Origin of the sequence: Sulfitobacter sp. SBS6 (assembly GCF_048285585.1) — a bacterium.
Classification (GTDB): Bacteria; Pseudomonadota; Alphaproteobacteria; order Rhodobacterales; family Rhodobacteraceae; genus Sulfitobacter; species Sulfitobacter pontiacus.
In genome coordinates this window covers 103,789-126,919 of sequence record NZ_JBLWBA010000004.1, presented here as the reverse complement: position 1 = coordinate 126,919, position 23,131 = coordinate 103,789, and the positions used below count along the sequence as shown (strand labels likewise).

Below are 23,131 nucleotides of genomic sequence, written 5' to 3'. Positions count from 1 at the left end.
TTCCGCCCGCGGGGGCGCTTTTGATTGGCGCTGGCGGATGTTGTTGCTAACGATGTCACCAAACGCCGTGTACGGCAGGCCCCGTGCGGGTCTTATTGATGACAAAGGGAATTATACGATGGATATGACAGGTAAAACCGTGATGATCACCGGTGCCAGCCGCGGGATCGGGGCCGAAGCGGCACGGGTTTTTGCAGACGCAGGGGCGAATGTCGTGCTGATGGCGCGGTCTCAGGACGCGATTGCCGATCTGGCGGGCGAAATTGGCAAGCAAGCCATCGCGATCCCCTGCAACGTGGCCCGTTTCGGTGAGATGTCCTCGGCGGTGGAAACGGTGCTGGGAGCCTTTGGCGGCGTCGATGTGCTGATCAACAACGCCGGTGTGATCGAACCGATCTCGCATCTTTCCGCGTCGGACCCTGACGAATGGTCGCAGGTCATCGATATCAACCTCAAGGGCGTCTACAACGGCATGCGCGCTGTCTTGCCCGTGATGAAAGACGCAGGCGGCGGGTCGATCCTGACCATCAGCTCGGGTGCCGCGCATCACGCCATCGAAGCCTGGAGCCACTATTGCGCGTCCAAAGCGGCGGTGAACATGATGGGCCGGTCGATCCACCTGGAGGAAGCCGCGAACGGGATCCGCGCCATCGGCCTGTCGCCGGGCACGGTCGCAACCCAGATGCAGCGCGAGATCAAGGCAAGCGGCATCAACCCCGTCAGCGAACTGGCATGGGAAGATCACATCCCCGCCGATTGGCCCGCGCGAGCCCTGTTGTGGATGTGCAGCGCCGAGGCCGACAAATACTGTGGCGAGGAAATCTCGCTGCGCGACGAGGGCATCCGCAAAGCGATTGGTCTGGTATGATCGATTTCGACCGCGAAGGCCCCGTCTGGGTCGCGACGATCAACCGGCCGGACAAGGCGAATTCTCTCACCCACGAGATGCTGGTCGCCCTGGCCGAGTTCATGGAAGACGCCCAAGCCGCCCGCGCGGTGATCCTGACGGGTACTGGCAAAGTGTTCAGTGCTGGTGCCGATCTGGACGAGGCGCGCGCGGGGCTCGCTGTCTCTGACATATGGGAGCGGCTGTCGGGCGCGATTGCCGCGCTGCCGGGGCTGAGCATCTGCGCGCTGAACGGGACGCTGGCGGGGGGCGCTATGGGGATGGCCTTGGCCTGCGATCTGCGGATCTGCGTGCCCGGGGCCAAATTTTTCTATCCGGTGATGAAGCTGGGGTTCTTGCCGCAACCCAGCGACCCCGCACGTATGGCAGCCTTGATCGGCCCTGCGCGCAGCAAGCTTATTCTGATGGGCGGGCAGAAGATCACCGCCGAAGAGGCACTGACGTTCGGCTTGGTCGATCGTATTGTGCCAACGGAGGAGTTGATGCAAAGCGCACGCGATATCGTCGCCGATACCGTTGCCGCCACGCCCGAAATTGCCACCGGGATCAAAGCGATGTGCGCCCCGCCCGAAACCCCTGCCGAGATGCCCTAGTTCAGGCGGCTAGATAAACGGGACAAAGGGCACGCCGCAGCTTGCCAGCAGTGTAAGGCCCGAGATGATTAAAATGATGCGCATATTCTGTCCTTTTATTGGAATAAGCACGATCGTCGTGCATTTGGTTTAAGGTCAAGTTAATGGTGCCGCTGTAACTCACAGCTATATCCTTAACCCGAATGGAAGAGCACGTCATGACATCAGAAAATTTGCCCGCCCGCCGCGGGGTTGTCATCGGCGCGGGGCCTGCAGGGCTGATGGCGGCCGAAATGATGGCCGCGGCAGGCTTGGCTGTGACGGTCTGCGATCATAAGCCATCCGTCGGGCGCAAGCTGTTGATGGCGGGTAAATCGGGGCTGAATATCACCAAGGCCGAAGAACACGCCAAATTCCTGAACGCTTTTTCGACGGCGAAAGAACCGCTTGAACCCATTCTTAACAGTTTCGATGCTACGGCGGTGCAGGAATGGGCCAAGGGATTGGGGCAAACCCTGTTTACCGGCTCTACCGGGCGGGTTTTCCCGACCGTGATGAAGGCGTCGCCGCTGCTGCGTGCGTGGCTGGCGCGGCTGGCCGATTCAGGTGTTGCGGTGAACACCCGTTGGCGTTGGACCGGATGGGAAGACGGCGCGCCGGTGTTCGATACGCCAGAAGGCATGAAAGGCTTGCCGGCCGATGTCACTGTGCTGGCCATGGGCGGGGCAAGCTGGTCACGCTTGGGGTCCACCGGTGCCTGGGCTTTGCCGCTGCGCGACGCGGGCGTCGATATCGCGCCTTTTGCGCCTGCCAATGCAGGAATCGCGATGAACTGGTCGGCGCATATGGAGGCGCATTTCGGCGCGGCGCTGAAAGGGATCGGCTTGAAATCAGGCACCTACCGATCCCGGGGGGAGGCTGTTATTTCCGCCCGCGGATTGGAAGGCGGCGGGATCTATACCGTGTCGCGCGGGCTGCGTGAAGGGCACCCGCTGATGCTGGACCTGCTGCCGGACCAATCCCGCGAGGCGCTGGTCGAAAAGCTGGCTAAGCCACGTGGCAAGATGAGCGTGGCAAACTATCTGCGCAAAACGCTCAAACTGGACGTGGCCAAGATTGCGCTGCTTCAGGAAATGGCGCGCCCCTTGCCGGCGAACGCGACTGACTTGGCGAGGTTGCTGAAAGCGCTGCCGGTGAAACACGCAGGGCTGCGCCCGCTGGACGAGGCGATTTCCACCGCAGGCGGGGTAAAGCTTGATGCGCTGGATGACGGGTTGATGCTACACGCCCGCCCCGGCGTTTTCGTTGCAGGCGAAATGCTGGATTGGGAGGCCCCGACGGGCGGGTATCTGATCTCGGCCTGTCTTGCGACAGGCCGATGGGCCGGCCAACACGCTGCCGCTTGGGCGCAGCGGGATTAACCTTCGCGGGTGGCGGCGGCCTTGAACGCGGGGCGGTCACGCATGGACTTGGCCCAATTTCCCAGCTTGTCATCCACCCGCGCAAATCCCGCGCCGATGGACCAGTTGATGCAATGAGTCGCCAGCAAATCCGGTATGGTGACTTCCTCCCCCATCAGGAACGGCCCGTCCAACCTGTCTGACAGGATCGCGGCGGAGCGGGCGAATTCGGCTTTCAGGCTATCCTTGATCTCGGGAACGCGCTGTTCCTGCGGGAAAACAAAGCTGTGTTTCGCCGCAGCCCAAAGGATCGCATCCATTTCGTCGATCAGCCAGAAGGTCAGCGCATCCTGATGCGCACGGGCCGCGGTGCCAGGGGGGGCGGTCAGCGCGCCATGCTTGTCCGCCAGATACTGCATGATCGCGACAGAATCGGTCAGCACGTCGTCGCCGTCCACAAGTGCGGGAATTTTGCCGGACGGGTTGTATTGCTTGGCCTCGTCCGAACGTGGCGCACAGGGCAGGTGATCGTAGGGCTGGCCCAACTCCTCGAGCATCCACATCACCCGCATCGCCCGCGATTTGGTTGCCCCGATTACCTTATACATCGACATTTCCTCCCAAGAATTAACCTGAATTTAGCGTTGTGCCCCCAGCATGGCGAGGCGGATAAAGGCGCGTTCGACCAGCGCCATCGTCGGCGCGTGTTGGCCTGCTGACCGAAGCGTCAGGTCGGTGTCTGTCAGCACGGTCAATGCGGTTTCCAGTTTGGCCGCACCCCAGTTTTTGGCCTGACGCATGGCGCGATCGCGGTCGCGCACACCCCAGATCTGGCCGCCCGGATTGCTCGCGATGCGGTAAAGAGTGCGGAAATGACGTGTCGCCATTATGATCAGCGTCACGGCGTTCACCCCTTGGGCCTGCAGCTTGGCCATCACGGGGCCGATGTCGCCCGCGCGCGCCTCTGCCACGACGTGGAGAATGTCGTCGACCTCTGCCTCTGTCGAGGTGGGGGCGCAGTTGGCCACATCCTCTGCCGTGAGCGGGCCTGCGTCGCCGATCTTATAAAGCGTGATTTTATCGACCATTTGACGAAAATCGCCCGGATCAAGTACCCGCGCCAGTTCACTAAGCGCCCCCATCGCATCCGCCTCGGGGCTGAGCTTTGCTTCGGCAAGCACGCGTTCAATCTCTGCCCGGTCGGGCGGATTGTCGTAGATCGGGGTGGCGAAAGCGTTCTTATGTGCCTCGAACGCCTTGAGCACCTTGGAGGTCTTTTTCAGATCCCCCGCCGACACGACGATCTGCGCGTCGCCCGGCTGCCAGTCGGCCAGCGCATCGGTCAGGATTTTGGCGATATTGTCGTTGGCGTCTTCCACAAAAGCCGCGCGCGGCCCCGGAAAGAAACCCACGGCCTTGATCGCGTCCAGCAACATGGGCGCATCCCGCCGCAGGTCAGCGGCCTGAATACGGGTCAGGCGCATTTCTTCTTCCGCATTGGGGCCCAGCAGGTTTTTCAGGAAACTCTGCCGTTTCAACGCGACGCGCATCGCATCGCCGCCATAGATCAGCAGCCCGGTCTTAGTCGGATCGGGCTTGGCGAAATAGGCATTCGCGTCGCGCGGGGGCAGCTTCATGGGGTCAGATCGGCCGCGTAAAGGCGGGTGACCAGCTGGTCGGCCAACATGACCATCAAGCGTTTTTGGGCATCCCGTTCTGCTGCGAGCGTTGCAACAGTCGAACCGGTCGCGGAATAGCCGGTAAAGTTTTCGACATTTCCTGATACCTCGATCTGACCACTGCTGAGGTTGCGCAGGGCGAAATCGACCTTGCCGACCAGATTATACCGTGTGGTGTTGTCTTCGCTGTCGATCGCCAACCCCTCTTCCGAGGTATCGACGGTCAGGGCCAAAGCATAACGAGGACTTGCGGCGCGGCCCAACCGCGTCTCGATCTCGCGAACGAGCGTGTAGGAATAGGCATCATTCGGCGCGTCGACCTGCACCGCGTTTTGCAGCGCCGTGCCAGTGCCGCCGGGGCCGTAAACGGGTTGAAACCCGCAGGCCGCCAGGACCAGCAGTGGCAATGCGATAAGAAAACGGCGGTTAAGCAACGACATTGACGATCCGTCCGGGCACTACGATGACCTTTTTGGGCGTGGCCCCATCAAGGGTACGAATGACAGCTTCGTGGCTCAGCGCGATCTTTTCAACCTCTTCCTTTGGCATATCGGCAGGTACCTGAATTTCCGCGCGGCGTTTGCCGTTGATCTGGATCGGCAGGGTCACCGTATCGTCGACCAGCATCGCCTCGTCTGCTTGCGGCCAAGTCGAGGTGGTGATCAACCCGTCGCCGCTTTGCGCGGTCCAGATTTCCTCTGCCAGGTGGGGCGTCATCGGGGCCATCAACTGGGCCAGCGTCATGATCGCTTCGCGCTGTGCGGCTTTGCCTGCCTTGGATTTCTGCAACGTCGCGGTAAAGGCATAAAGCTTGGCAATCGCGGCGTTGAAGCCAAAGGATTCCACACCCATCGTGACATCGTGGATGGTCTTGTGCATCGCGCGCAGCAGATCGTCGTCGCCGGTGCCTGCGGCGCTGTCGTCCATCTCGGCGATGCGGCTGCTGATGTTCCACACGCGGTTTAGGTGCTTATACGCCGCTTCTGCCCCAGATGCGGTCCATTCGACATCGCGTTCGGGGGGCGAATCGGACAGGACGAACCAGCGGGCGGTATCCGCCCCGTAGTTCGCGATGATCCCCAGCGGGTCGACCACGTTTTTCTTCGACTTCGACATCTTGGCCGAGGGGATGATTTCAACCTCTGTCCCATCGGCGAGTTTGCCGTCGGTCACATCTTCGGGCAGGTGATAGACGGGGCGGTCATTTGCGTCGCGGGTCTGGTAAATTTCATGTGTTACCATGCCTTGCGTGAACAGCGCGTTAAACGGCTCAATCGCTTTTTCAGGCAGGTGGCCGGTAATCTGCATCGCGCGGGCGAAGAAGCGCGAATACAGCAGGTGCAGAATCGCGTGTTCGATGCCACCGATATATTGGTCCACATTCATCCAGTATTCCGCATCCGCCATATTGGTCGGCGTGTCAGCGCGTGGCGCGGTGAAGCGGGCGAAATACCAAGAGGAATCGACGAATGTGTCCATCGTATCGGTTTCGCGTTTCGCGGGCGCACCGCAAGACGGGCAGGCGCAGTCGCGCCACGTGGGGTGTCGGTCCAACGGATTGCCGGGCGTGTCAAAGCTGACGTCATAGGGCAGTTCGATCGGCAGGTTCTCTTTCTTTTCGGGCACCACGCCGCAGGTGTCGCAATGCACGACCGGGATCGGGCAGCCCCAGTAGCGTTGCCGGGACAGGCCCCAATCGCGCAGGCGGTATTTGGTCACGCCTTGGCCCACCCCCTGCGCTTCGCAGGCGTCGATGGCCGCAATGATCGCCTCTTCGCCGGTTTGCCATTTCTCGCCGGCAAAACCGCCATTGTAGTACACTTTTTCGGATTTCGCTGGCACGAAGGGCGCGGCGAGCTTTGGGTCTGCGTCCTCGGACGGCAAGAAGGTCGACGTGATCGGCAGCCCGTATTTGGTGGCGAATTCAAAGTCTCGTGCGTCATGGGCGGGGCAGCCAAAGATCGCCCCCGTGCCGTAGTCCATCAGGATGAAGTTCGCGATATAGATGGGCAGTTCCCACGCGGTATCGAAGGGGTGGCGCACACGCAGGCCGGTATCCATCCCCAGCTTTTCGGCAGTCTCGATCGCTTCTTCGGTTGTGCCACCCTTGCGGCATTCGGCACAGAAGGCCGCGATTTCGGGGCTGTCTTTCTCGAGCAGTTTGGCCAGCGGATGATCGGGGGAAATGCCGACAAAGCTTGCGCCAAGCAGGGTGTCGGGGCGCGTGGTGTAGACTTCGATCCGGTCGAAACCTTCTGGCGCGTCGATGGTCGAGAACGCGAATTGCAGACCGCGCGATTTGCCGATCCAGTTCGCCTGCATCAGCTTGACCTTCGCGGGCCAGTTATCGAGCGTGTCCAACGCATCAAGCAGCTCTTCCGAGTGGTCGGAGATTTTGAAGAACCATTGCGTCAGCTCGCGCCGTTCCACCAGCGCGCCGGAACGCCAGCCGCGCCCTGCCTCGACCTGTTCGTTGGCCAGAACGGTCATATCGACCGGATCCCAGTTCACGATGGCGTTCTTGCGATAGACCAGCCCTTCCGACAGGAAATCGAGGAACAGCGCCTGCTGCTGGCCGTAATATTCAGGGTCGCAGGTGGCAAATTCGCGGGACCAGTCGATCGACAATCCCAGCGGTTTCATCTGGTCGCGCATGTCGGCGATGTTGCCATAGGTCCAGTCTTTGGGGTGACCGCCAATGGCCATCGCGGCATTTTCAGCGGGCATCCCGAAGGCATCCCAGCCCATCGGATGCAGCACGTTATGCCCCGTAGCGATCTTGTAGCGTGCGATCACGTCGCCCATCGTATAGTTCCGCACGTGCCCCATGTGGATGCGCCCCGACGGATAGGGAAACATCTCAAGCACGTAGTACTTCGGCTTGTCGGCCTTGCGTACCGCTTGGAACACATCGTTCTTTTCCCAGGCGGCTTGCCAGCGGGCTTCGATTTCGGCGGGGGAGTAGGAGGGCATCTTGGCTGACCTTATCAACGAAAAACGCCGGGCGAGCGACTAGCGCGTGGCCCGGCGTGATAATGGGGAATAGACGGGTGCGGGCTCAGAATTTGGCGTCGGCAATGCGCATTTCACGCGCACGGCTCAGGATCGCGTCTTCGACCGCGCGAGAGGTTGCTTTGCTGACCGTGCGGCCGCCACGGGTTTGCAGCGCGATGTTCAGCGACCGTGCATCAAGCGCGGGATCATCAATCAGGACCGTCGCGCGATAGGATTGGTTGCCCCCCGGGGGGGTGCCATAGCCGGTCACGATCACACCGGTATAGGGGTCGATGGATTGCACTGGCAGGAAGTTGAGAACTTCGAGCGACGCGGACCACAGGTATTTGTTGACCGACACGCTGGTGTCATTGTCTTTGCGGTTGAAGATCGCCCAAATGGTGTTGTCTGGGTTCGTCTCGACATAGTTGGGGTTCGTCGGAGACAGCCCGAGGTTCGGGTCGTTGTCGTTGGGCGGGCCGAAGTTCAGGCCACCGCATGCGCCAAGCGCTGAGACCACCACGAGGGCTAGTGTAGATTTGAATACCGAACTGCGCACCATCTCGACCGTCCTTTGCCTGTTTGCGCACAGGTCTATCCAAGCGGGGTTCTGTGGGCAAGCGCAATGTCAGTATATACTAGAGTACAGGGCACCTGTGCATCTGCGTTCTTGGCCCGTCCGTGCTTTCTGCGGGTGTGCGCAACTGTGACATAGCTGCATCACAGTTTTTTCCAATGATGCCAAGGCTTCCGCGATCCTTGCCAAAACTAGGGCAAACGCTGAAAACACCTCTCATACCTTTACCGGATTCCCCGGTATGGGCATATGAATTCAAACCGAGGGATAACTCATGAAAAAAGTTCTCTTCGCTACAACAGCTCTGGTTGCGACCGCTGGCGTTGCAGCTGCAGACGTTACATTCGGCGGCTACGGCCGTTTTGGTGTTCTTTACCAAGAAAACGACTCCGGCAACGATGAAACAAACGTAACAAGCCGTTTCCGTCTGCAGATCGACGCGACTGCTGAGTCCGACATGGGCGTTACATTCGGTGCACGTGCACGTATCCAGCAGAACAACTCCGACACACAGCAGTCCATCGACGACGGCGACGACGGCATTCTGGGCAACGCGGATGACTTCGCTGTTGCAAACGGTCCTGCCGGCACAGGTATCAACGGCGTACGCTTCTTCGCGCGCACCGGTGGTTTCGAAGTTGGCGTAGGCAACATCTACGGCGCTCTGGAATCCATGCCTGGCATGTACGAAATCGACCTGGGTCTCACCGGCCTGTCGTATGAGTACACAGCATACAACTTCCGCGGCGACGCGTACTCCTCCGGTGGTGACGGCGCAGCCGGCTCTAACGGTGTTGAAGTTCTGTACTCCATGGGCGATCTGAAAGTACACATCTCTGCTTCCGACACAAACGACCGTGTTGCAGGCTACGTTGCGTACACATACAACGGCATCACATTTGCTGCCGCTGCTCAGGACTCCGACTCCGAGTCTGACACTGACTACGCTCTGTCCGTCGTAGGTAACGTTGGCCCAGCCACAGTTTCCTTGGCATATGCTGACAACGGCGATGACAACGACATCACCGGCACAGGCGGCAACGGCGACCACTACGCCCTGACCGCGTCCTTCGACATCGGCGCAGCGACCAACCTCGACGTTTACGTTGCAGACGCTGACTACTTCGAAGAGACTTCCTACGGTATCGGCGCTCACCACGATCTGGGTGGCGGCGTGTCCCTGCGTGGCGGTGTTATCAGCCGCGGCGACGACTCGATCCGTGCCGACATGGGTGTTCGTTTCACTTTCTAAGTTGAACGATACAGTCTAAAAGAGGGGCAGGCCGTTGGTCTGCCCCTTTTCTTTTGCGCCAAGCTGTTGTTCTGTGCGCCCTCAACAACAAGGGCCGACTGACATGAGCTTGCACGACATCACATCCCGCATCGCCAAAGCCGAAACCGACGCAGGCCGCGCGCCGGGCAGCGTCGAGCTGATCGCCGTGAGCAAGGTGCAGCCGGACGCGCGCGTTGCGGCGGTGCTGTCGGAAGGTCACCGCTGTTTCGGCGAGAACCGCGTGCAGGAGGCCGAAGGCAAATGGCCCGCTTTCCGGCAGGAGTTTGACGGCGTCAAGCTGCATCTGATCGGCCCGCTGCAAAGCAATAAGGCACGTAGCGCGTTCGAATTATTCGACGTCATCCATACGCTTGACCGCCCCAAACTGGCGCAAACCTTTGCGCGGCTGGCGCAGGAAATGGGGCGCTGTCCTGACATGTTCGTGCAGGTTAACACCGGCGAAGAGGATCAGAAGGCCGGTGTTCTTCCAGCGGATGCCGACGATTTTATCAAGGAATGTCTGTCGCTTGATCTGCCCGTGCGGGGGCTGATGTGCATCCCGCCGGTTGATGAAGAAGCCGCGCTGCATTTCGCGCTGCTGGCCAAGATCGCGGCGCGCAACGGGTTGCAGGATTTGTCGATGGGGATGAGCAGCGATTTTGAAAAGGCCATCGCGCTTGGGGCGACCCATGTGCGCGTCGGCTCCGCCATCTTCGGGGAACGTACCGCAGGCTAGACGATCAACCTGCTGTACCGGGTCAGCCGCACGGCGATCTGGTGCAGATGCGCGCGTGAAAAGGCGACGCAGCCTTCGGTGGGATACCCCGGACGACGCTGCTGGTGGATAAAGATCGCCGACCCGCGCCCTGCAACGGCATCGGGCCAGTTCCAATCTGTCAGGATCACCAGATCGTATAGGGGGTCGGCACGGCGCAGAACCTCGTGGCTGTGCGGGTAGGGGGTCTGCACAAGGCTGTTGTAGTCGTCCTGCGTCCCATCATCAGACCAAAGATCACGCGGCCCGATCGGCATCGCCCACGGCACAGGGGCGGGAATGCGGTCGGGACGGTAAAGCATCCCGACGATGCGGTGAATGCCTGCGGGCGTCGCCTTGTCGCCCTCGCGCTTATTGCGGGTGATACCGGTTTTGCCGATGGTGCAGGGGTAAAGTTGCCCCTGAAACCGGACGCCCCGCGGCGTAAGGACCAGATCGTCGGGTGTCACAGAAGGTGCCCGGATTTGGCGGCTTTTGTGGCAAGGTAGGCGTGGTTGTGGCTATTCTCGCCGACCTTGAGAGGGACGCGCTCTGCGACTTTGATGCCGCTTGCCTCCATCATCTCGACTTTGCGGGGGTTGTTGGTCAGCAGGCGCACCGACGAAAACCCCATTGATGTCAGGATGTCCGACCCCAATCGAAAATCCCGTTCATCGTCTTCAAAGCCCAGACGGTGGTTCGCCTCGACCGTGTCAAAGCCTTGATCCTGAAGGGAATAGGCGCGCATCTTGTTGGTCAGCCCGATGCCGCGCCCCTCTTGGTTGAGGTACAGCAACACGCCGTGCCCTTCCTTGCCCATCTGGGTCAGCGCGGCATGCAACTGCGGCCCGCAGTCGCATTTCAGACTGCCCATGATATCGCCGGTAAAGCAGGCCGAATGCAGCCGCGCGAGCACGGGTTTGCTGCGGTCGGGGCGGCCGATTTCGATGGCGTAGTGTTCCTCCCCGCCGTCGTCGGGGCGGAAAATATGCAGACGTCCGGCCTCTGACACCTCCATCGGGAGACGCGCATTCACCACCGGATGCAAGGGGCTGCGCGCGGCAAGGATCGGTTGTGCCGCGCTCAGGTTGATCATCGTCAGGCCGTTTTGCTGGGCGAACTGACCTGCATCCGCAAGGTCGAGTATCACAGCAGCGGGCAGCAGGCGCGCTGACTTGATCAGATCAATCGCCAAGCCGTGCGGCGTCGCATCGCCCCCACGTGCGCAGGCCAGCGGGCCTTTCAGGGGGCTGCGCAGATCGTCCGCCGGATCCGCGATGGATTTCAACCATCGCAACGTGGCGTCCCGGGGCAGGAGAACGCGCGCAAAACTGCCGTCGTAGGCGCGCGCTTTCAGGGTTTCGGCGCGCCGGGCGCTGATCACCAACACCGGTTCGCCACCCATGGCCAGCAGCCCGGTCAGCCGCGCGGGCGTCAGCGTTTCGGCAGCCATAACCAGAACCGGCCGCGATCCCGCCAGTACAATGGGAACGCCCAAACGCAGGTCCGCACGGGCGCGTGCCAGTTGCTCGGTTATATCGGGCCCAAAAACCATGATTTGAAATCTTTCATGTTATGTTGTCACATTTCTTACTGCAGAAACCGGCGGATTGAAACATTGCGCGACAATTTCGCACGGTCGTGTGATCAAACACCTGCTACTCTTGCACGCACGGCTTTGTGAACACATCTAAAGTAAAGTTGTAGAGGATGAGTTGATATGGCCCAGCTAAAGAAAATCTTGCTCGTAGATGATGACGACGACCTGCGCGACGCGCTGAGCGAGCAATTATTGCTGACCGAAGACTTTGATGTATTCGAAGCAGGCAATGGCGCAGACGCCAAAACCCGCGCCGCCGAAGCATTGTATGATCTGGTCATTCTGGATGTTGGACTGCCGGACATCGACGGGCGTGACCTGTGCCGCGACCTGCGTACCCAGGGCGTGAAAAGCCCGATTCTGATGCTGACGGGGCATGACAGTGACGCGGATACGATCATGGGTCTTGATGCGGGCGCGAATGATTACGTCACCAAGCCGTTCAAATTCCCCGTTCTCTTGGCGCGCATCCGGGCACAGCTGCGCCAGCACGAACAATCCGAAGAGGCGATTTTCCAGCTTGGGCCCTATACGTTCAAGCCGTCGGCCAAGTTGCTGATCACCGAAGACGACAAGAAAATCAGGCTGACCGAAAAAGAGACGAATATCCTCAAGTTCCTCTACCGTGCTGCCGCGGGCGTCGTCCCGCGGGACACGCTTTTGCACGAGGTCTGGGGCTATAACGCCGGTGTCACGACGCACACGTTGGAAACCCACATCTACCGTCTGCGCCAGAAGATCGAGCCTGATCCCTCGAACGCAAGAATTTTGCTAACTGAATCAGGTGGATACAGAATTATTTCATAATTTTGGAACCCAAGCGGGTGCCACTCGTTATTCCTGCGAGAGACGGGGTTTTCATGACCCGTCGATCGGTTTGAACCCGAAGTTTGTATCCGGGAAATGATACATACCTCCCTGTTGGACTAGGCCGGGCCCTTGTGCCCGGTCTTTTTTTGTCCGCAGCCCGGAAGTCCCGGGAATTCGGCATGGTGGACGCTGCGCATTTCGCGGTAGGGTGCGCGCGATCTGACCCAAGGGAGCTGCCTCATGCCTTTCACGCTGGCCACATGGAATATCAACTCTGTCCGGTTGCGCGAACCGATTGTGCTCAAGCTGCTGGCTGAACATGGGCCGGATGTGCTGTGTTTGCAGGAATGCAAAAGCCCGGTCGACAAAATCCCCACCGCGGCCTTCATCGAAGCGGGCTACACCCACATGGTGGCGCGAGGACAAAAAGGATACAATGGTGTGGCAATCCTGTCGCGTCTGCCCTTGGTGGATGCCGGTGATCAGGACTTTGCGACGCTGGGCCACGCGCGCCATGTTGCGGCAAAGCTCGAAAACGGGGTGACGGTGCATAACTTCTATGTGCCCGCTGGCGGCGACGTGCCCGACCGCGAGGTGAACGAGAAGTTTGGCCAGAAGCTCGATTATCTGGCGGACATGCGCGACTGGTTCCACGGCGACAAACCCGAGAAATCCATTCTGGTGGGCGACCTGAACATCGCACCGCGCGAGGATGACGTCTGGGATCACAAGAAGCTGCTCAAGGTGGTAAGCCACACACCGATAGAGGTCGAAAAGCTGGCCGAGACGCAGGACGCCGGTGGTTTTGTTGACGTAACGCGGCAGGATATCCCGCAAGGCAACCTGTACAGCTGGTGGTCCTACCGCGCTAAGGATTGGGATGCGGCAGACAAGGGTCGCCGGTTGGATCACGTCTGGGCAACCCCCGATATCTCGGGCGCGGCACATTCCAGCCGCGTGTTGCGCGACGCCCGTGGTTGGGAAAAGCCCAGCGACCACGCCCCGGTCTTTGCGACATTCGACCTTTGAAATAGACAGACGCGCCCTCATATAAAGGGCAACCCCAAGCGAGGATTTTGATATGATGGATTTGAACCTTTCCCCCGCCGGTGCCGGTGATGCCGATCTGATCAAAGACACGAGCGAAGCGACCTTCATGGCCGATGTTGTCGAGGCATCGCAAACGGTGCCGGTGATTGTCGATTTCTGGGCTCCGTGGTGCGGCCCGTGTAAGACCCTTGGTCCAATGCTCGAAGACGCGGTGCGCGCGGCCAAAGGCGCGGTCAAGATGGTCAAGATCAACGTTGACGAGGCCCAACAGATCGCAGGCCAGTTGCAGATCCAGTCGATCCCGACCGTTTATGCTTTCTTCAAGGGCCAGCCGGTTGACGGGTTTCAGGGGGCCCTGCCACAGTCCGAGATCAAGGCGTTCATCGACCGCGTGATCAAAGCGGGCGGCGGCTCTGCCCCCGGTGAAGAGCTGTCAGAGGCCGTGGCCGCCGCGGATGACATGCTGGCCGAAGGGGCGGCGCAGGACGCGCTGGACACTTTTGCCGCGATCCTGGGCGAAGACCCGAACCATGCCGGTGCTTATGGTGGGATGGTGCGTGCCTATATCGCGCTGGATCAGCTTGATCAGGCCGAAGCGCATCTGAACGGCGCACCCATCGAAATCTCGAAAGCGCCCGAGCTTGAGGCCGCGCATGCGCAGCTTCAACTGGCACGACAGGCAGCCGATGCGGGCCCTGTGGCAGAGCTTCAGGCGGCGGTGGATGCCAATCCTGATGACATGCAGGCGCGTTTCGATCTGGCGCAGGCGCTTTATGCGCATGGCGACACGCAAGCCGCTGTGGACCAACTGCTGACGCTTTTCGGCAAGGATCGTGAATGGAATGACGGGGCCGCCAAGACGCAATTGTTTACCATTTTCGAGGCGTTGAAACCCAACGATCCGATTGCCCTGAATGGTCGTCGTAAACTTAGCTCTATGATATTTGCATAAGGCTGTGCGCGCCCTAGGTATGCTTACATGATACAGCAATCGGACCTGCCAGACACAATCGCGATCTTCCCGTTGTCGGGCGCATTGCTGCTGCCGCGCTCGCGGTTGCCGCTGCATATCTTTGAACCGCGCTATTTGCAGATGATCGAAGACAGTCTGAAAACGCCGGGGCGTTTGATTGGCATGGTGCAGCCCAATGTGGTGCCGGGGCGCGACGGTCCGGGGCTGCAAACCATCGGCTGCGCAGGACGGATCACCCAGTTCTCCGAGACAGAGGACGGGCGCTATATGATCACCCTCGCGGGGATTTCGCGTTTTCGGGTGGTGAAAGAGGTCGAAGGCTTCGCGCCCTACCGCCGTTGCGATGTCAACTGGGACGGGTTTGAACGCGATCTTGGCAAGGATGAACAGGACAGCAGTTTCGACCGCGATAATTTCCTGAACACGCTTGGCCGTTACTTCGACGCGCGAAACCTGTCGGCAGATTGGGATACGTTGCAAGAGGCCGACGATGAACTGTTGATCAATTCACTGTCGATGATGCTGGATCTTGACTGCGAAGACAAACAGGCCTTGCTCGAGGCACCATCCCTCTCTACCCGACGCGAGACGTTGCTGACGTTGATCGAATACACCCTGCGGGGTGGCCAAGAAGGGGAGATGATGAATTGAACGCCGAAGAGATACCATTCGACCGCCGCATGCTAGAGGCGCTGATTTGCCCCCGCACGCAGATGCGCCTGACCTATGACGCCGACAAGCAAGAGCTGATCTCGGACGCGGCCGGTCTTGCCTATCCGATCCGCAACGGTATCCCCGTGATGCTGGTGGACGAAGCGCGGATTATCGACTGACACGGCGGGGGCGGATAGCGCCCTAAAGCGCCTTACCCTGCATCAGACGGGGCAGGGTGCCCGTCAGACCCGCCGCCTCGCGCATGAAACCGCGACGGGCATCGGGCAGGGCGTTAATCGCGGCCATTCCCACATCACGTGCAAGACGCAGCAGCGGGTTGTCGTTGGAAAACAGCCGGTTGAAGCTGTCCGTCGCCAATGCCAGCGCGGTGTTATCAAAGCGACGCCACAGCTGATATTGCTCAAGCACCGTGGTGCTGCCGACATCCTGCCCGCGCCGTTGCGCATCAGCGATCACCTCTGCCAGCGCGGCGACATCGCGCATGCCGGCGTTCAACCCCTGACCGGCAATCGGGTGCACCCCATGTGCGGCATCCCCCAGCAGCGCGACACGCGGTGCCACCATCGAATGCGCCAGCGACAGGCTCAGAGGGTAAGTGTACCGCGCACCGGCAAGGGAAATCTCGCCCAGAAAATCACCAAAACGCGGGCGAAGCACGTCGAGGTATCCCGCATCCGGCAGCGCGTGGATATGCGCTGCGTTGGCGGCGGTCTCGCTCCAGACGATGGAGGACCGGTTTTCGGTCAGCGGCAGGATCGCCAGCGGACCGGGGGGCATAAAGAACTGATGCGCGACCCCGTGATGCGGCTTTTCATGGGCGATGGCGCAGACCAGCGCGGTTTGCGCATAATCCCAGCCGATGCGTTTGATCCCCGCCCGCGTGGCGGCGCCCGAGGCGCGACCATCCGCGCCGACAACCAGACGCGTGCGCAGGGTCTTACCGTCTTCCAGTGTCAGGGTGACGCCCGCCGGGGCGGCGTCTTGCGCGATGACCGTTTCGCCGTCCAGCCGCGCGATGCGGGCCTCAGCGCTCACGGCTTCTGCCAAGGCGCGGCGCAGGTGGCGGTCCTCGACCATATGGCCCATCGGCCCTTCTTCGATCTCTGCGTGATCGAAATGCATGAAGAAAGGGGAGGGGCCTTCGCCCGCGCGCCCGTCCGTCACTTTGATCTCAAGCATCGGTTGCGCGTGGGGTTTCACGCCCTCCCAGATCCCGAGCGCCCCGAGCATCCGTGTCGAGGTCAGCGCTAGCGCATAGGATCGCCCGTCAAACGCCGCATCTTCCCGCGTGGCAGCGGGCAGCCTGTCGATCAACGTGACCCGCAGCCCGATCTGCGCCAAAGCCAAGGCAAGTGTCGGGCCATTCAGCCCCCCACCGACGATTGCGATATCTGTATCAAAATCCATAGCTTTAGATATGGGCGTGCGGCAGGGATTGTCCATGCGCGCTGGCGTCGCTACCGTCCCTTTTCCAAAGCATTATTCGAGGAAGCAACATGCAAGAGTGGTTAACCATGACAGCCGCAGATCTGGGACGGGGCATCGGGGACGGCCAGATCGACCCTGTTGTGCTGTGCCAGACCTATCTTGACGCGATCGACGCCCACCCCCTGCGGGATCGTATCTATGCCCGCGTGACCGCCGAACGGGCCCTGGCCGAAGCCGGTGCCGCGCGGGATCGCGCGCGTGCGGGCCAGCGTTTGTCGCCACTGGACGGGGTGCCGATCAGCTGGAAAGACCTGTTCGACACCGCCGGCATCGCGACAGAGGCGGGCAGCGCCCTGCTGAAAGACCGTGTGCCGGACCGCGACGCGCGCGTGTTGGCAAATGCCACCGCGATGGGGTTGGTCTGTCTGGGCAAGACCCATATGAGCGAGCTGGCGTTTTCGGGGCTCGGATATAACCCCAGCACCGCCACCCCCCCTTGCGTGAACGATGAAGGTGCCGTGTCGGGCGGGTCGTCGTCCGGGGCTGCGGCCTCTGTCGCTTTCGGTCTGGCAGCGGCGGCGATCGGGTCGGATACCGGCGGATCGGTGCGGGTGCCTGCCGCGTGGAACGATCTTGTGGGGCTGAAAACCACCTCGGGCCGTGTGTCGCTTGAGGGGACCGTGCCGCTGGCGGCCAAGTTCGACACGGTGGGCCCGCTTTGCCGCTCGGTCGAGGATGCGAGCCTGCTGCTGGCGCTCACCGAAGGGTCCAAGCCGATGGACATGGGCAGCACCGACATCGAAGGGCGTCGCTTTGCGATCCTGCGCACGGTGGCGTTCGACGACATCGAAGACGCCCCCGCGGCGGCTTTCGACGATGCCGTCGCGCGGCTGAAGGAAGCGGGCGCGGTGATCGAGGACATCGATTTCGACCCTATCAAAGAGGCGATGCCGCTGAGCGGGTGCCTTTACACCGCCGAAGCCTACGGCCTGTGGCGCGACGTGATCGAGGCGAACCCGGATGCGATGTACGGCGAAATCCTTGAAAGGTTCCGTCTGGGTAAATCCCACTCCGGCCCCGATTATGTGGCAGCCTGGGCCAAGATCGACCAGATCCGCGCGGCCTATGTGAAAGCTGTGGCGGGCTATGACGCGGTGCTGATCCCCACCGCACCGCTGTTGCCCCCCAAGCTGGACCGGCTGGAAACCGAGCATGACTATTACGTCTCGGCCAACCTCATGACCCTGCGCAACACGCGTATCGGGAATCTTATGGGCCTGGCGGCGGTGACCCTGCCCACGGGCACCCCATCCTGCGGGATCATGCTCATGGGCCAGCCCTTTGGCGAAGAGCACCTGCTGCGCATTGCCGCAGCCGCCGAAGAGGCATTGGCCTAAATGACACAAACCTTGCCCTGCGTCCTGCAATGTCTGGACGCGGGGCAAGCCCTTGGGTACTCTGGAACAAACGGGGCGTGAATGATCCCGAACCCGAGGCAGTGAAATGATGTACCCCGAGCGGTTTTCGAACCTTCCGGCCCACGCGTGGCCGCGCCTGCGCGCATTGCTTGATGCGCATGAAGGCGGTGGCACGCCGATCCACATGACGATTGGCGAGCCGAAACATGCTTTTCCGGCATGGGTCACCGATGTGATTGCCGAAAATGCTGCCGGATTTAACAGCTACCCGGCCAACGACGGCACGCCCCAGTTGCGCGGCGCGATTGCCGGATGGATCAACCGGCGCTACGGTGTGGAGGTGGATGCAGACACGCAGGTGATGCCGCTGAACGGCACCCGCGAAGGGCTGTATAACGCCGTCATGGCCACCTGTCCCGAGACGAAGAACGGCCGCAAGCCCGCCATTCTGATGCCGAACCCGTTCTACCAGGTCTATATGATCGCCGCGATTTCCGGTGCCGCTGATCCGGTGATGGTGCCTGCCACGCGCGAAACAGGGCATCTGCCCGATTTTGCCAGCCTGCCCGAAGATGTGCTGAACCGGACCACCGCGGCCTATATCTGCTCGCCCGCCAACCCGCAGGGGGCCGTGGCCACCCGCGCGTATTGGGCCGATCTGATCGCGCTGGCAGAAAAATACGATTTCAAGATTTTCGCGGATGAATGCTATTCAGAGATCTACCGCGACACGCCGCCCGTCGGGGCGCTACAAGTGGCGCAAGATGTCGGGGCCGACCCGGATCGTGTGGTGATTTTCCATTCGCTGTCGAAACGGTCGAACCTGCCCGGGCTGCGGTCCGGCTTTGTCGCGTCGGGTGCCAATACCATGCGCGAGATCAAGCAGCTGCGGAACTATGCCGGTGCACCGCTGCCGTTACCGTTGCAAGCGGCGTCGGCTGCGGTCTGGGACGACGAAGCCCATGTGGCCGAGAACCGCGCGCTTTACATCGAGAAATACGAGGTCGCCGACCGTATTCTCGGCAACGTCCCCGGGTACCAAAGCCCCGAGGCCGGGTTCTTTTTGTGGCTGCCGGTGGAAGATGACGAAGCTGCGGCGCTGAAACTCTGGCGTGAAACCGGCGTGCGGGTGCTGCCGGGCGGCTATCTGGCGCAAAGCGTGAACGGCGAAAACCCCGGGAAACAATATATTCGGGTGGCGATGGTCGCCCCAAAAGAAGAGACAACGCGCGGGATCGAAGCGATCCGCCGCTGTCTCTATCCAGAATAAGACGAGGGATCAGAGCAATGGCATATCAGACACGTGGGCGCGACCCTTTGCTAGACACCAACATGGCCGAAGCGATCGAAAAACGCGGCAAGGAGCTGCTGGGCCTCGGGCTGATCGCCCTGGGCCTTATGGCCGCCATGATGATCGGCAGCTACACCCCTGACGATCCCAACTTTATGGTGTCCACCGATGCGCCGGTGCAGAACTGGCTGGGGCGCATGGGCGCGTCGCTGGCCGCGCCTTTGTTCATGATCGTGGGCTGGGGCGCGTGGTCTGTCGCGGCAATCCTGCTGGCCTGGGGCGCACGCTTTGCCCTGCACCGCGGCGAGGAACGCGCCGTAGGCCGTTTGATCTTTGCCCCGATTGCTGTCGCCTTGTGTTCGATCTACGGGGCAACGCTGACGCCGGATGCGTCTTGGCTGCAAACCCATAGCTTTGGTCTGGGCGGGCTTTTTGGCGACACGGTCATGGGTGTGATCCTGACCGTCCTGCCGATCGGGTCGACCTTTACGATCAAGCTGATGTCGCTGTTGATGGGCGTGGCGATCCTTGCCTTTGGTGCCTTTGTTGTCGGCTTCACCCGACTTGAACTGCAACGTCTGTTCCGCTTCATGCTGGTCGGGCTGATCATGGCTTATGCCGGATTGATGACCCTTCTGGGGCGTGGTGCGTCGGGGGCGGTTGCAGCTGCGCAGGGCATTCAGGCCCGCCAGCTTGAACGCCGCGAACGCAACCGGATCGAGGCCGAGGAGAACGCGCAATTCGCGGCCAGCCAAGGGTACTATGACGACGAACTGGCCTATAGCGACGCGCCTGCACCTGCGCCAAAAACCGGCCTGCTGTCGAAAATGCCGACGCTGGTCAAACGCGCCGACCCGCTGCCCGAACCTGAACTGGTCGAGACATGGGCTGAACCCGAACTGGACGAAGCCCCCAGCAGCGACCGTATCAAATCCAAGATCGCCGATGTGATCAAAAGCCGCGTGCGCACGGGCGGGGCTGTGCATACGGCCACCACCGCCCCCTTGACCCGTGGTCGCGGGCGTGGCCCTGACCCGCTTCTGTTGGATACCACCGCCCGTGGTGCCCGCCGCGAAGAGCCGCCATTGACCGGTGCGCCGGCCCCCTCCCCTACTCGGGCGGAGCCGCCTTTAACCGCAAGCCGTGCACCTTTGGTCGCGGAGCGCCCCGTGCTTGAGCTAACCCCCTCCGAACCGGATCACGACGCGGATATGGCGGTTCTGGATGATGAACCGATGACCGACAGCCACCTGCCACTGCAAGAGGCAGAGCGGGAACCGGCCATGCAGATCCCCGTGGCTCAGCCGCGCAAGGTGGTGCAGCCGCAGATGCGCAAGCCGGTGCAGCCCAGCAAACAAGCTCAGGCCGAGGCACAGCCTGCGTTGACCTTTGAAGACACGCACCCTGGATTTGAACTGCCGCCGCTGAACCTGCTGGAAAGCCCGGATAATGTCGAACGCCTGCACCTGAGCGACGACGCGCTGGAAGAGAACGCGCGCATGCTGGAAAACGTGCTGGATGACTATGGCGTAAAGGGTGAAATCGTCGCCGTCCGTCCGGGCCCCGTTGTCACCATGTACGAGCTGGAACCGGCACCGGGCCTCAAGGCGAGCCGTGTGATCGGTCTGGCGGACGATATCGCGCGCTCTATGGCGGCATTGTCGGCACGTGTGTCCACCGTGCCGGGGCGCAGCGTGATTGGCATCGAACTACCCAACGAGAACCGCGAGAAGGTCGTGCTGCGCGAAATTCTCGCCGCGCGTGATTTCGGCGACAGCACCATGCGTCTGCCGCTGGCCTTGGGCAAAGACATTGGCGGTGACCCTGTGGTCGCGAACCTTGCCAAGATGCCTCACCTGCTGATCGCGGGGACCACCGGTTCGGGTAAATCTGTGGCGATCAACACAATGATCCTGTCGCTGCTGTACAAGCTGACGCCGGAAGAATGCCGGATGATCATGATCGACCCCAAGATGCTGGAACTGTCGGTCTATGACGGCATCCCGCATCTGCTGTCCCCCGTTGTGACCGACCCGAAAAAGGCCGTTGTCGCGCTGAAATGGACCGTGGGCGAGATGGAAGAGCGCTATCGCAAGATGTCCAAGATGGGCGTGCGCAACATCGAAGGCTATAACGGTCGTGTCCGCGAGGCCCTGGCCAAGGGAGAGATGTTCAGCCGCACCGTCCAGACCGGCTTTGACGAGGATACGGGCGAGCCGATTTTCGAGACGGATGAATTCAAGCCCGAAGCGCTGCCCTATATCGTCGTGATCGTGGACGAGATGGCCGATCTGATGATGGTCGCGGGCAAAGAGATCGAAGCCTGCATCCAGCGTCTGGCACAGATGGCGCGGGCCTCGGGTATTCACCTGATCATGGCGACACAGCGTCCTTCGGTCGATGTCATCACCGGCACGATCAAGGCGAACTTCCCGACGCGGATTTCCTTCCAGGTGACCTCCAAGATCGACAGCCGTACGATCCTGGGCGAGATGGGCGCCGAACAGCTCCTTGGCATGGGTGACATGCTCTATATGGCGGGCGGGTCCAAGATCGTGCGCTGCCACGGCCCCTTTGTCAGCGACGAAGAGGTCGAAGAGATCGTGAACCACCTCAAGGCCTATGGTGAACCTGATTATGTGTCGGGTGTGGTCGAAGGGCCATCCGATGACCAAGAGGGGAACATCGACGCGGTTCTGGGGCTGGGCGGCAATACCGACAGCGAAGACGCGCAATATGACACGGCCGTGGCGATCGTTGCAAAAGACCGCAAATGTTCGACATCCTACATCCAGCGGAAACTGGGCATCGGCTATAACAAAGCCGCGCGTCTGGTCGAACAGATGGAGGACGCGGGCCTTGTTTCGCCAGCCAACCACGTGGGCAAGCGCGAGATCCTGATACCAGAGCAGGGGTAGCGCGCAAAAATAATCGGAACGTCATTGCGACGCCGGGGGTTGGCTTGGGAACAGGCCAGCCCCTTTTGCATTTCGGGCGTGTTAGGCGATATCCTGCTGCGTGATATCGTATATCATGACGCGAAGCCCTATGTCGAAGGCAAGGCACTGGAATAAGAATAGGAAGACTATGATGCGTTTTGTTACCACCACCGTTCTGGCCATTGGTCTGGGGTTGGCAGCTGTGATGCCCGCCGCCGCCGACAAACTGCCGCTGAACGCGATTTCCGGCTATCTTAACGATCTGAAAACCGCCAAGGGCGAATTCACCCAGATCAACGACGACGGCTCGATCAGCACCGGCACGATCTACATCAAACGTCCGGGCAAAGTGCGCTTTGAATACAACGCACCGGATTCGGGGATTGTCGTGGCGGGCAGCAATACGGTTGTGATCTACGACAAGAAATCCAACCAACCGGCAGAGACATACCCGCTGTCCAAAACGCCGCTGTCGATCATTCTGGCCGCGAATGTGAACCTTGGTCAGGCCAAGATGGTGACGGGGCATAACTATGACGGCACCGCGACCACCGTGCGCGCCCAAGACCCCGCGCATCCTGAATATGGCAATATCGAGCTGAAGTTCACCGGCAACCCGGTCGAGCTGCGCCAGTGGATCATCAACGACGGCAACGGCACCAAGACCACCGTGGTTCTGGGCGACCTGCAGAAGGGCGGCAGCCTGCCCAACAAACTGTTTGACGTCGGCAGCCCCGGTCAGGTGAACCGCTAAGGAAAAAGGGCCCCGAACATACGTTCGGGGCCCTTTC

General features: G+C 60.9%; 22 protein-coding genes. 14 read left to right on the top strand and 8 right to left on the bottom strand.

The features are described from left to right. Positions 1–118 precede the first annotated feature (118 nt). From ACNQ62_RS01870 to ACNQ62_RS01860, 3 genes are all read left to right on the top strand, one after another. Positions 119–868 (top strand): SDR family oxidoreductase, encoded by a 750-nt coding sequence (locus ACNQ62_RS01870; protein ID WP_037942693.1) that lies wholly within the window; start codon positions 119–121, stop codon positions 866–868. Next, positions 865–1,500 (top strand): enoyl-CoA hydratase/isomerase family protein, encoded by a 636-nt coding sequence (locus tag ACNQ62_RS01865; RefSeq protein ID WP_306285229.1) that lies wholly within the window; start codon positions 865–867, stop codon positions 1,498–1,500. The genes ACNQ62_RS01870 and ACNQ62_RS01865 overlap by 4 nt, the downstream gene beginning before the upstream one ends. A 197-nt stretch (positions 1,501–1,697) precedes the next feature. Then, positions 1,698–2,900, top strand: coding sequence for a TIGR03862 family flavoprotein (locus ACNQ62_RS01860; protein ID WP_418094073.1), 1,203 nt, complete (start codon positions 1,698–1,700; stop codon positions 2,898–2,900). Here the strand turns inward: ACNQ62_RS01860 and ACNQ62_RS01855 are convergent. From ACNQ62_RS01855 to ACNQ62_RS01835, 5 genes are all read right to left on the bottom strand, one after another. Then, complete coding sequence (locus ACNQ62_RS01855; RefSeq protein WP_418094072.1) at positions 2,897–3,487, bottom strand: glutathione S-transferase family protein; 591 nt, start codon at positions 3,485–3,487, stop codon at positions 2,897–2,899. The genes ACNQ62_RS01860 and ACNQ62_RS01855 overlap by 4 nt on opposite strands. 30 nt (positions 3,488–3,517) lie before the next feature. Further along, on the bottom strand, positions 3,518–4,516 hold the full coding sequence (gene holA, locus ACNQ62_RS01850; RefSeq protein ID WP_037942697.1) for a DNA polymerase III subunit delta: 999 nt from the start codon (positions 4,514–4,516) through the stop codon (positions 3,518–3,520). Further along, entirely contained in the window at positions 4,513–4,998 is a 486-nt protein-coding gene (lptE, locus tag ACNQ62_RS01845; protein ID WP_009825516.1) for an LPS assembly lipoprotein LptE, read from the bottom strand. The genes holA and lptE overlap by 4 nt, the downstream gene beginning before the upstream one ends. Next, entirely contained in the window at positions 4,985–7,531 is a 2,547-nt protein-coding gene (gene leuS, locus ACNQ62_RS01840; protein ID WP_418094071.1) for a leucine--tRNA ligase, read from the bottom strand. The genes lptE and leuS overlap by 14 nt, the downstream gene beginning before the upstream one ends. An 85-nt stretch (positions 7,532–7,616) precedes the next feature. Next, complete coding sequence (locus tag ACNQ62_RS01835) at positions 7,617–8,114, bottom strand: DUF3576 domain-containing protein (RefSeq protein WP_418094070.1); 498 nt, start codon at positions 8,112–8,114, stop codon at positions 7,617–7,619. 289 nt (positions 8,115–8,403) lie between these two features. Here ACNQ62_RS01835 and ACNQ62_RS01830 point away from each other — a divergent pair, with 289 nt between their 5' ends. After that, entirely contained in the window at positions 8,404–9,381 is a 978-nt protein-coding gene (locus ACNQ62_RS01830) for a porin (RefSeq protein WP_064216085.1), read from the top strand. 103 nt (positions 9,382–9,484) lie between these two features. Next, positions 9,485–10,138, top strand: coding sequence for a YggS family pyridoxal phosphate-dependent enzyme (locus tag ACNQ62_RS01825; protein ID WP_168592296.1), 654 nt, complete (start codon positions 9,485–9,487; stop codon positions 10,136–10,138). On the opposite strand, the gene ACNQ62_RS01820 is transcribed toward ACNQ62_RS01825, so the two are convergent. After that, entirely contained in the window at positions 10,135–10,626 is a 492-nt protein-coding gene (locus ACNQ62_RS01820; protein ID WP_418094069.1) for a L,D-transpeptidase family protein, read from the bottom strand. The two genes, ACNQ62_RS01825 and ACNQ62_RS01820, sit on opposite strands and share 4 nt — an antisense overlap. After that, positions 10,623–11,711 carry a GTP cyclohydrolase II gene (gene ribA / locus ACNQ62_RS01815; RefSeq protein ID WP_418094068.1) on the bottom strand — a complete coding sequence of 363 codons (1,089 nt, stop codon included), beginning with the start codon at positions 11,709–11,711 and terminating at the stop codon, positions 10,623–10,625. Before ribA ends, ACNQ62_RS01820 begins: the two co-directional genes overlap by 4 nt. 165 nt (positions 11,712–11,876) lie before the next feature. Between ribA and ACNQ62_RS01810 the strand changes: the two genes are divergently transcribed. The 5 genes from ACNQ62_RS01810 to ACNQ62_RS01790 all read left to right on the top strand — a co-directional run bounded on the left by ACNQ62_RS01810 (position 11,877) and on the right by ACNQ62_RS01790 (position 15,422). Next, complete coding sequence (locus tag ACNQ62_RS01810; protein ID WP_005850360.1) at positions 11,877–12,563, top strand: response regulator transcription factor; 687 nt, start codon at positions 11,877–11,879, stop codon at positions 12,561–12,563. Between the two features lie 243 nt (positions 12,564–12,806). Further along, positions 12,807–13,595 (top strand): exodeoxyribonuclease III, encoded by a 789-nt coding sequence (locus ACNQ62_RS01805; protein WP_009825509.1) that lies wholly within the window; start codon positions 12,807–12,809, stop codon positions 13,593–13,595. A gap of 52 nt (positions 13,596–13,647) precedes the next feature. Continuing rightward, positions 13,648–14,568, top strand: a complete 921-nt coding sequence (gene trxA / locus ACNQ62_RS01800) for a thioredoxin (protein WP_278374948.1) — start codon at positions 13,648–13,650, stop codon at positions 14,566–14,568. A 27-nt stretch (positions 14,569–14,595) separates the two neighbouring features. After that, positions 14,596–15,240, top strand: a complete 645-nt coding sequence (locus ACNQ62_RS01795; protein WP_005850355.1) for an LON peptidase substrate-binding domain-containing protein — start codon at positions 14,596–14,598, stop codon at positions 15,238–15,240. Between the two features lie 29 nt (positions 15,241–15,269). Continuing rightward, positions 15,270–15,422, top strand: a complete 153-nt coding sequence (locus ACNQ62_RS01790; RefSeq protein WP_386170634.1) for a Trm112 family protein — start codon at positions 15,270–15,272, stop codon at positions 15,420–15,422. A 22-nt stretch (positions 15,423–15,444) separates the two neighbouring features. Here ACNQ62_RS01790 and ACNQ62_RS01785 read toward each other — a convergent pair whose 3' ends face one another. After that, positions 15,445–16,671 carry an FAD-dependent monooxygenase gene (locus ACNQ62_RS01785; protein WP_418094067.1) on the bottom strand — a complete coding sequence of 409 codons (1,227 nt, stop codon included), beginning with the start codon at positions 16,669–16,671 and terminating at the stop codon, positions 15,445–15,447. A gap of 89 nt (positions 16,672–16,760) precedes the next feature. On the opposite strand from ACNQ62_RS01785, the gene ACNQ62_RS01780 reads away from it, so the two are divergent. The 4 genes from ACNQ62_RS01780 to ACNQ62_RS01765 all read left to right on the top strand — a co-directional run bounded on the left by ACNQ62_RS01780 (position 16,761) and on the right by ACNQ62_RS01765 (position 23,094). Beyond that, a complete protein-coding gene (locus ACNQ62_RS01780; protein ID WP_418094066.1) occupies positions 16,761–18,089 on the top strand; it encodes an amidase in 1,329 nt (442 codons plus the stop codon). 109 nt (positions 18,090–18,198) lie between these two features. After that, positions 18,199–19,380, top strand: coding sequence for an aminotransferase class I/II-fold pyridoxal phosphate-dependent enzyme (locus tag ACNQ62_RS01775; protein WP_418094204.1), 1,182 nt, complete (start codon positions 18,199–18,201; stop codon positions 19,378–19,380). 17 nt (positions 19,381–19,397) lie between these two features. Next, a complete protein-coding gene (locus ACNQ62_RS01770) occupies positions 19,398–22,319 on the top strand; it encodes a DNA translocase FtsK (RefSeq protein WP_386176031.1) in 2,922 nt (973 codons plus the stop codon). 172 nt (positions 22,320–22,491) lie between these two features. Further along, entirely contained in the window at positions 22,492–23,094 is a 603-nt protein-coding gene (locus tag ACNQ62_RS01765) for a LolA family protein (protein WP_005850339.1), read from the top strand. The last annotated feature ends 37 nt before the right edge of the window (positions 23,095–23,131 follow it).

Bases quoted from the DNA above. Each gene is read 5' to 3' on its own strand.
- ACNQ62_RS01825 (WP_168592296.1), top strand. From the start codon at position 9,485: ATGAGCTTGCACGACATCACATCCCGCATCGCCAAAGCCGAAACCGAC.
- ACNQ62_RS01780 (WP_418094066.1), top strand. From the start codon at position 16,761: ATGCAAGAGTGGTTAACCATGACAGCCGCAGATCTGGGACGGGGCATC.
- ACNQ62_RS01830 (WP_064216085.1), top strand. From the start codon at position 8,404: ATGAAAAAAGTTCTCTTCGCTACAACAGCTCTGGTTGCGACCGCTGGC.
- ACNQ62_RS01810 (WP_005850360.1), top strand. From the start codon at position 11,877: ATGGCCCAGCTAAAGAAAATCTTGCTCGTAGATGATGACGACGACCTG.
- ACNQ62_RS01855 (WP_418094072.1), bottom strand. From the start codon at position 3,487: ATGTATAAGGTAATCGGGGCAACCAAATCGCGGGCGATGCGGGTGATG.
- ACNQ62_RS01870 (WP_037942693.1), top strand. From the start codon at position 119: ATGGATATGACAGGTAAAACCGTGATGATCACCGGTGCCAGCCGCGGG.
- ACNQ62_RS01865 (WP_306285229.1), top strand. From the start codon at position 865: ATGATCGATTTCGACCGCGAAGGCCCCGTCTGGGTCGCGACGATCAAC.
- ribA (WP_418094068.1), bottom strand. From the start codon at position 11,711: ATGGTTTTTGGGCCCGATATAACCGAGCAACTGGCACGCGCCCGTGCG.
- leuS (WP_418094071.1), bottom strand. From the start codon at position 7,531: ATGCCCTCCTACTCCCCCGCCGAAATCGAAGCCCGCTGGCAAGCCGCC.
- ACNQ62_RS01860 (WP_418094073.1), top strand. From the start codon at position 1,698: ATGACATCAGAAAATTTGCCCGCCCGCCGCGGGGTTGTCATCGGCGCG.
- ACNQ62_RS01805 (WP_009825509.1), top strand. From the start codon at position 12,807: ATGCCTTTCACGCTGGCCACATGGAATATCAACTCTGTCCGGTTGCGC.
- ACNQ62_RS01835 (WP_418094070.1), bottom strand. From the start codon at position 8,114: ATGGTGCGCAGTTCGGTATTCAAATCTACACTAGCCCTCGTGGTGGTC.
- ACNQ62_RS01790 (WP_386170634.1), top strand. From the start codon at position 15,270: ATGCTAGAGGCGCTGATTTGCCCCCGCACGCAGATGCGCCTGACCTAT.
- ACNQ62_RS01765 (WP_005850339.1), top strand. From the start codon at position 22,492: ATGCGTTTTGTTACCACCACCGTTCTGGCCATTGGTCTGGGGTTGGCA.
- lptE (WP_009825516.1), bottom strand. From the start codon at position 4,998: ATGTCGTTGCTTAACCGCCGTTTTCTTATCGCATTGCCACTGCTGGTC.
- ACNQ62_RS01775 (WP_418094204.1), top strand. From the start codon at position 18,199: ATGTACCCCGAGCGGTTTTCGAACCTTCCGGCCCACGCGTGGCCGCGC.
- holA (WP_037942697.1), bottom strand. From the start codon at position 4,516: ATGAAGCTGCCCCCGCGCGACGCGAATGCCTATTTCGCCAAGCCCGAT.
- ACNQ62_RS01795 (WP_005850355.1), top strand. From the start codon at position 14,596: ATGATACAGCAATCGGACCTGCCAGACACAATCGCGATCTTCCCGTTG.
- ACNQ62_RS01785 (WP_418094067.1), bottom strand. From the start codon at position 16,671: ATGGATTTTGATACAGATATCGCAATCGTCGGTGGGGGGCTGAATGGC.
- trxA (WP_278374948.1), top strand. From the start codon at position 13,648: ATGATGGATTTGAACCTTTCCCCCGCCGGTGCCGGTGATGCCGATCTG.
- ACNQ62_RS01770 (WP_386176031.1), top strand. From the start codon at position 19,398: ATGGCATATCAGACACGTGGGCGCGACCCTTTGCTAGACACCAACATG.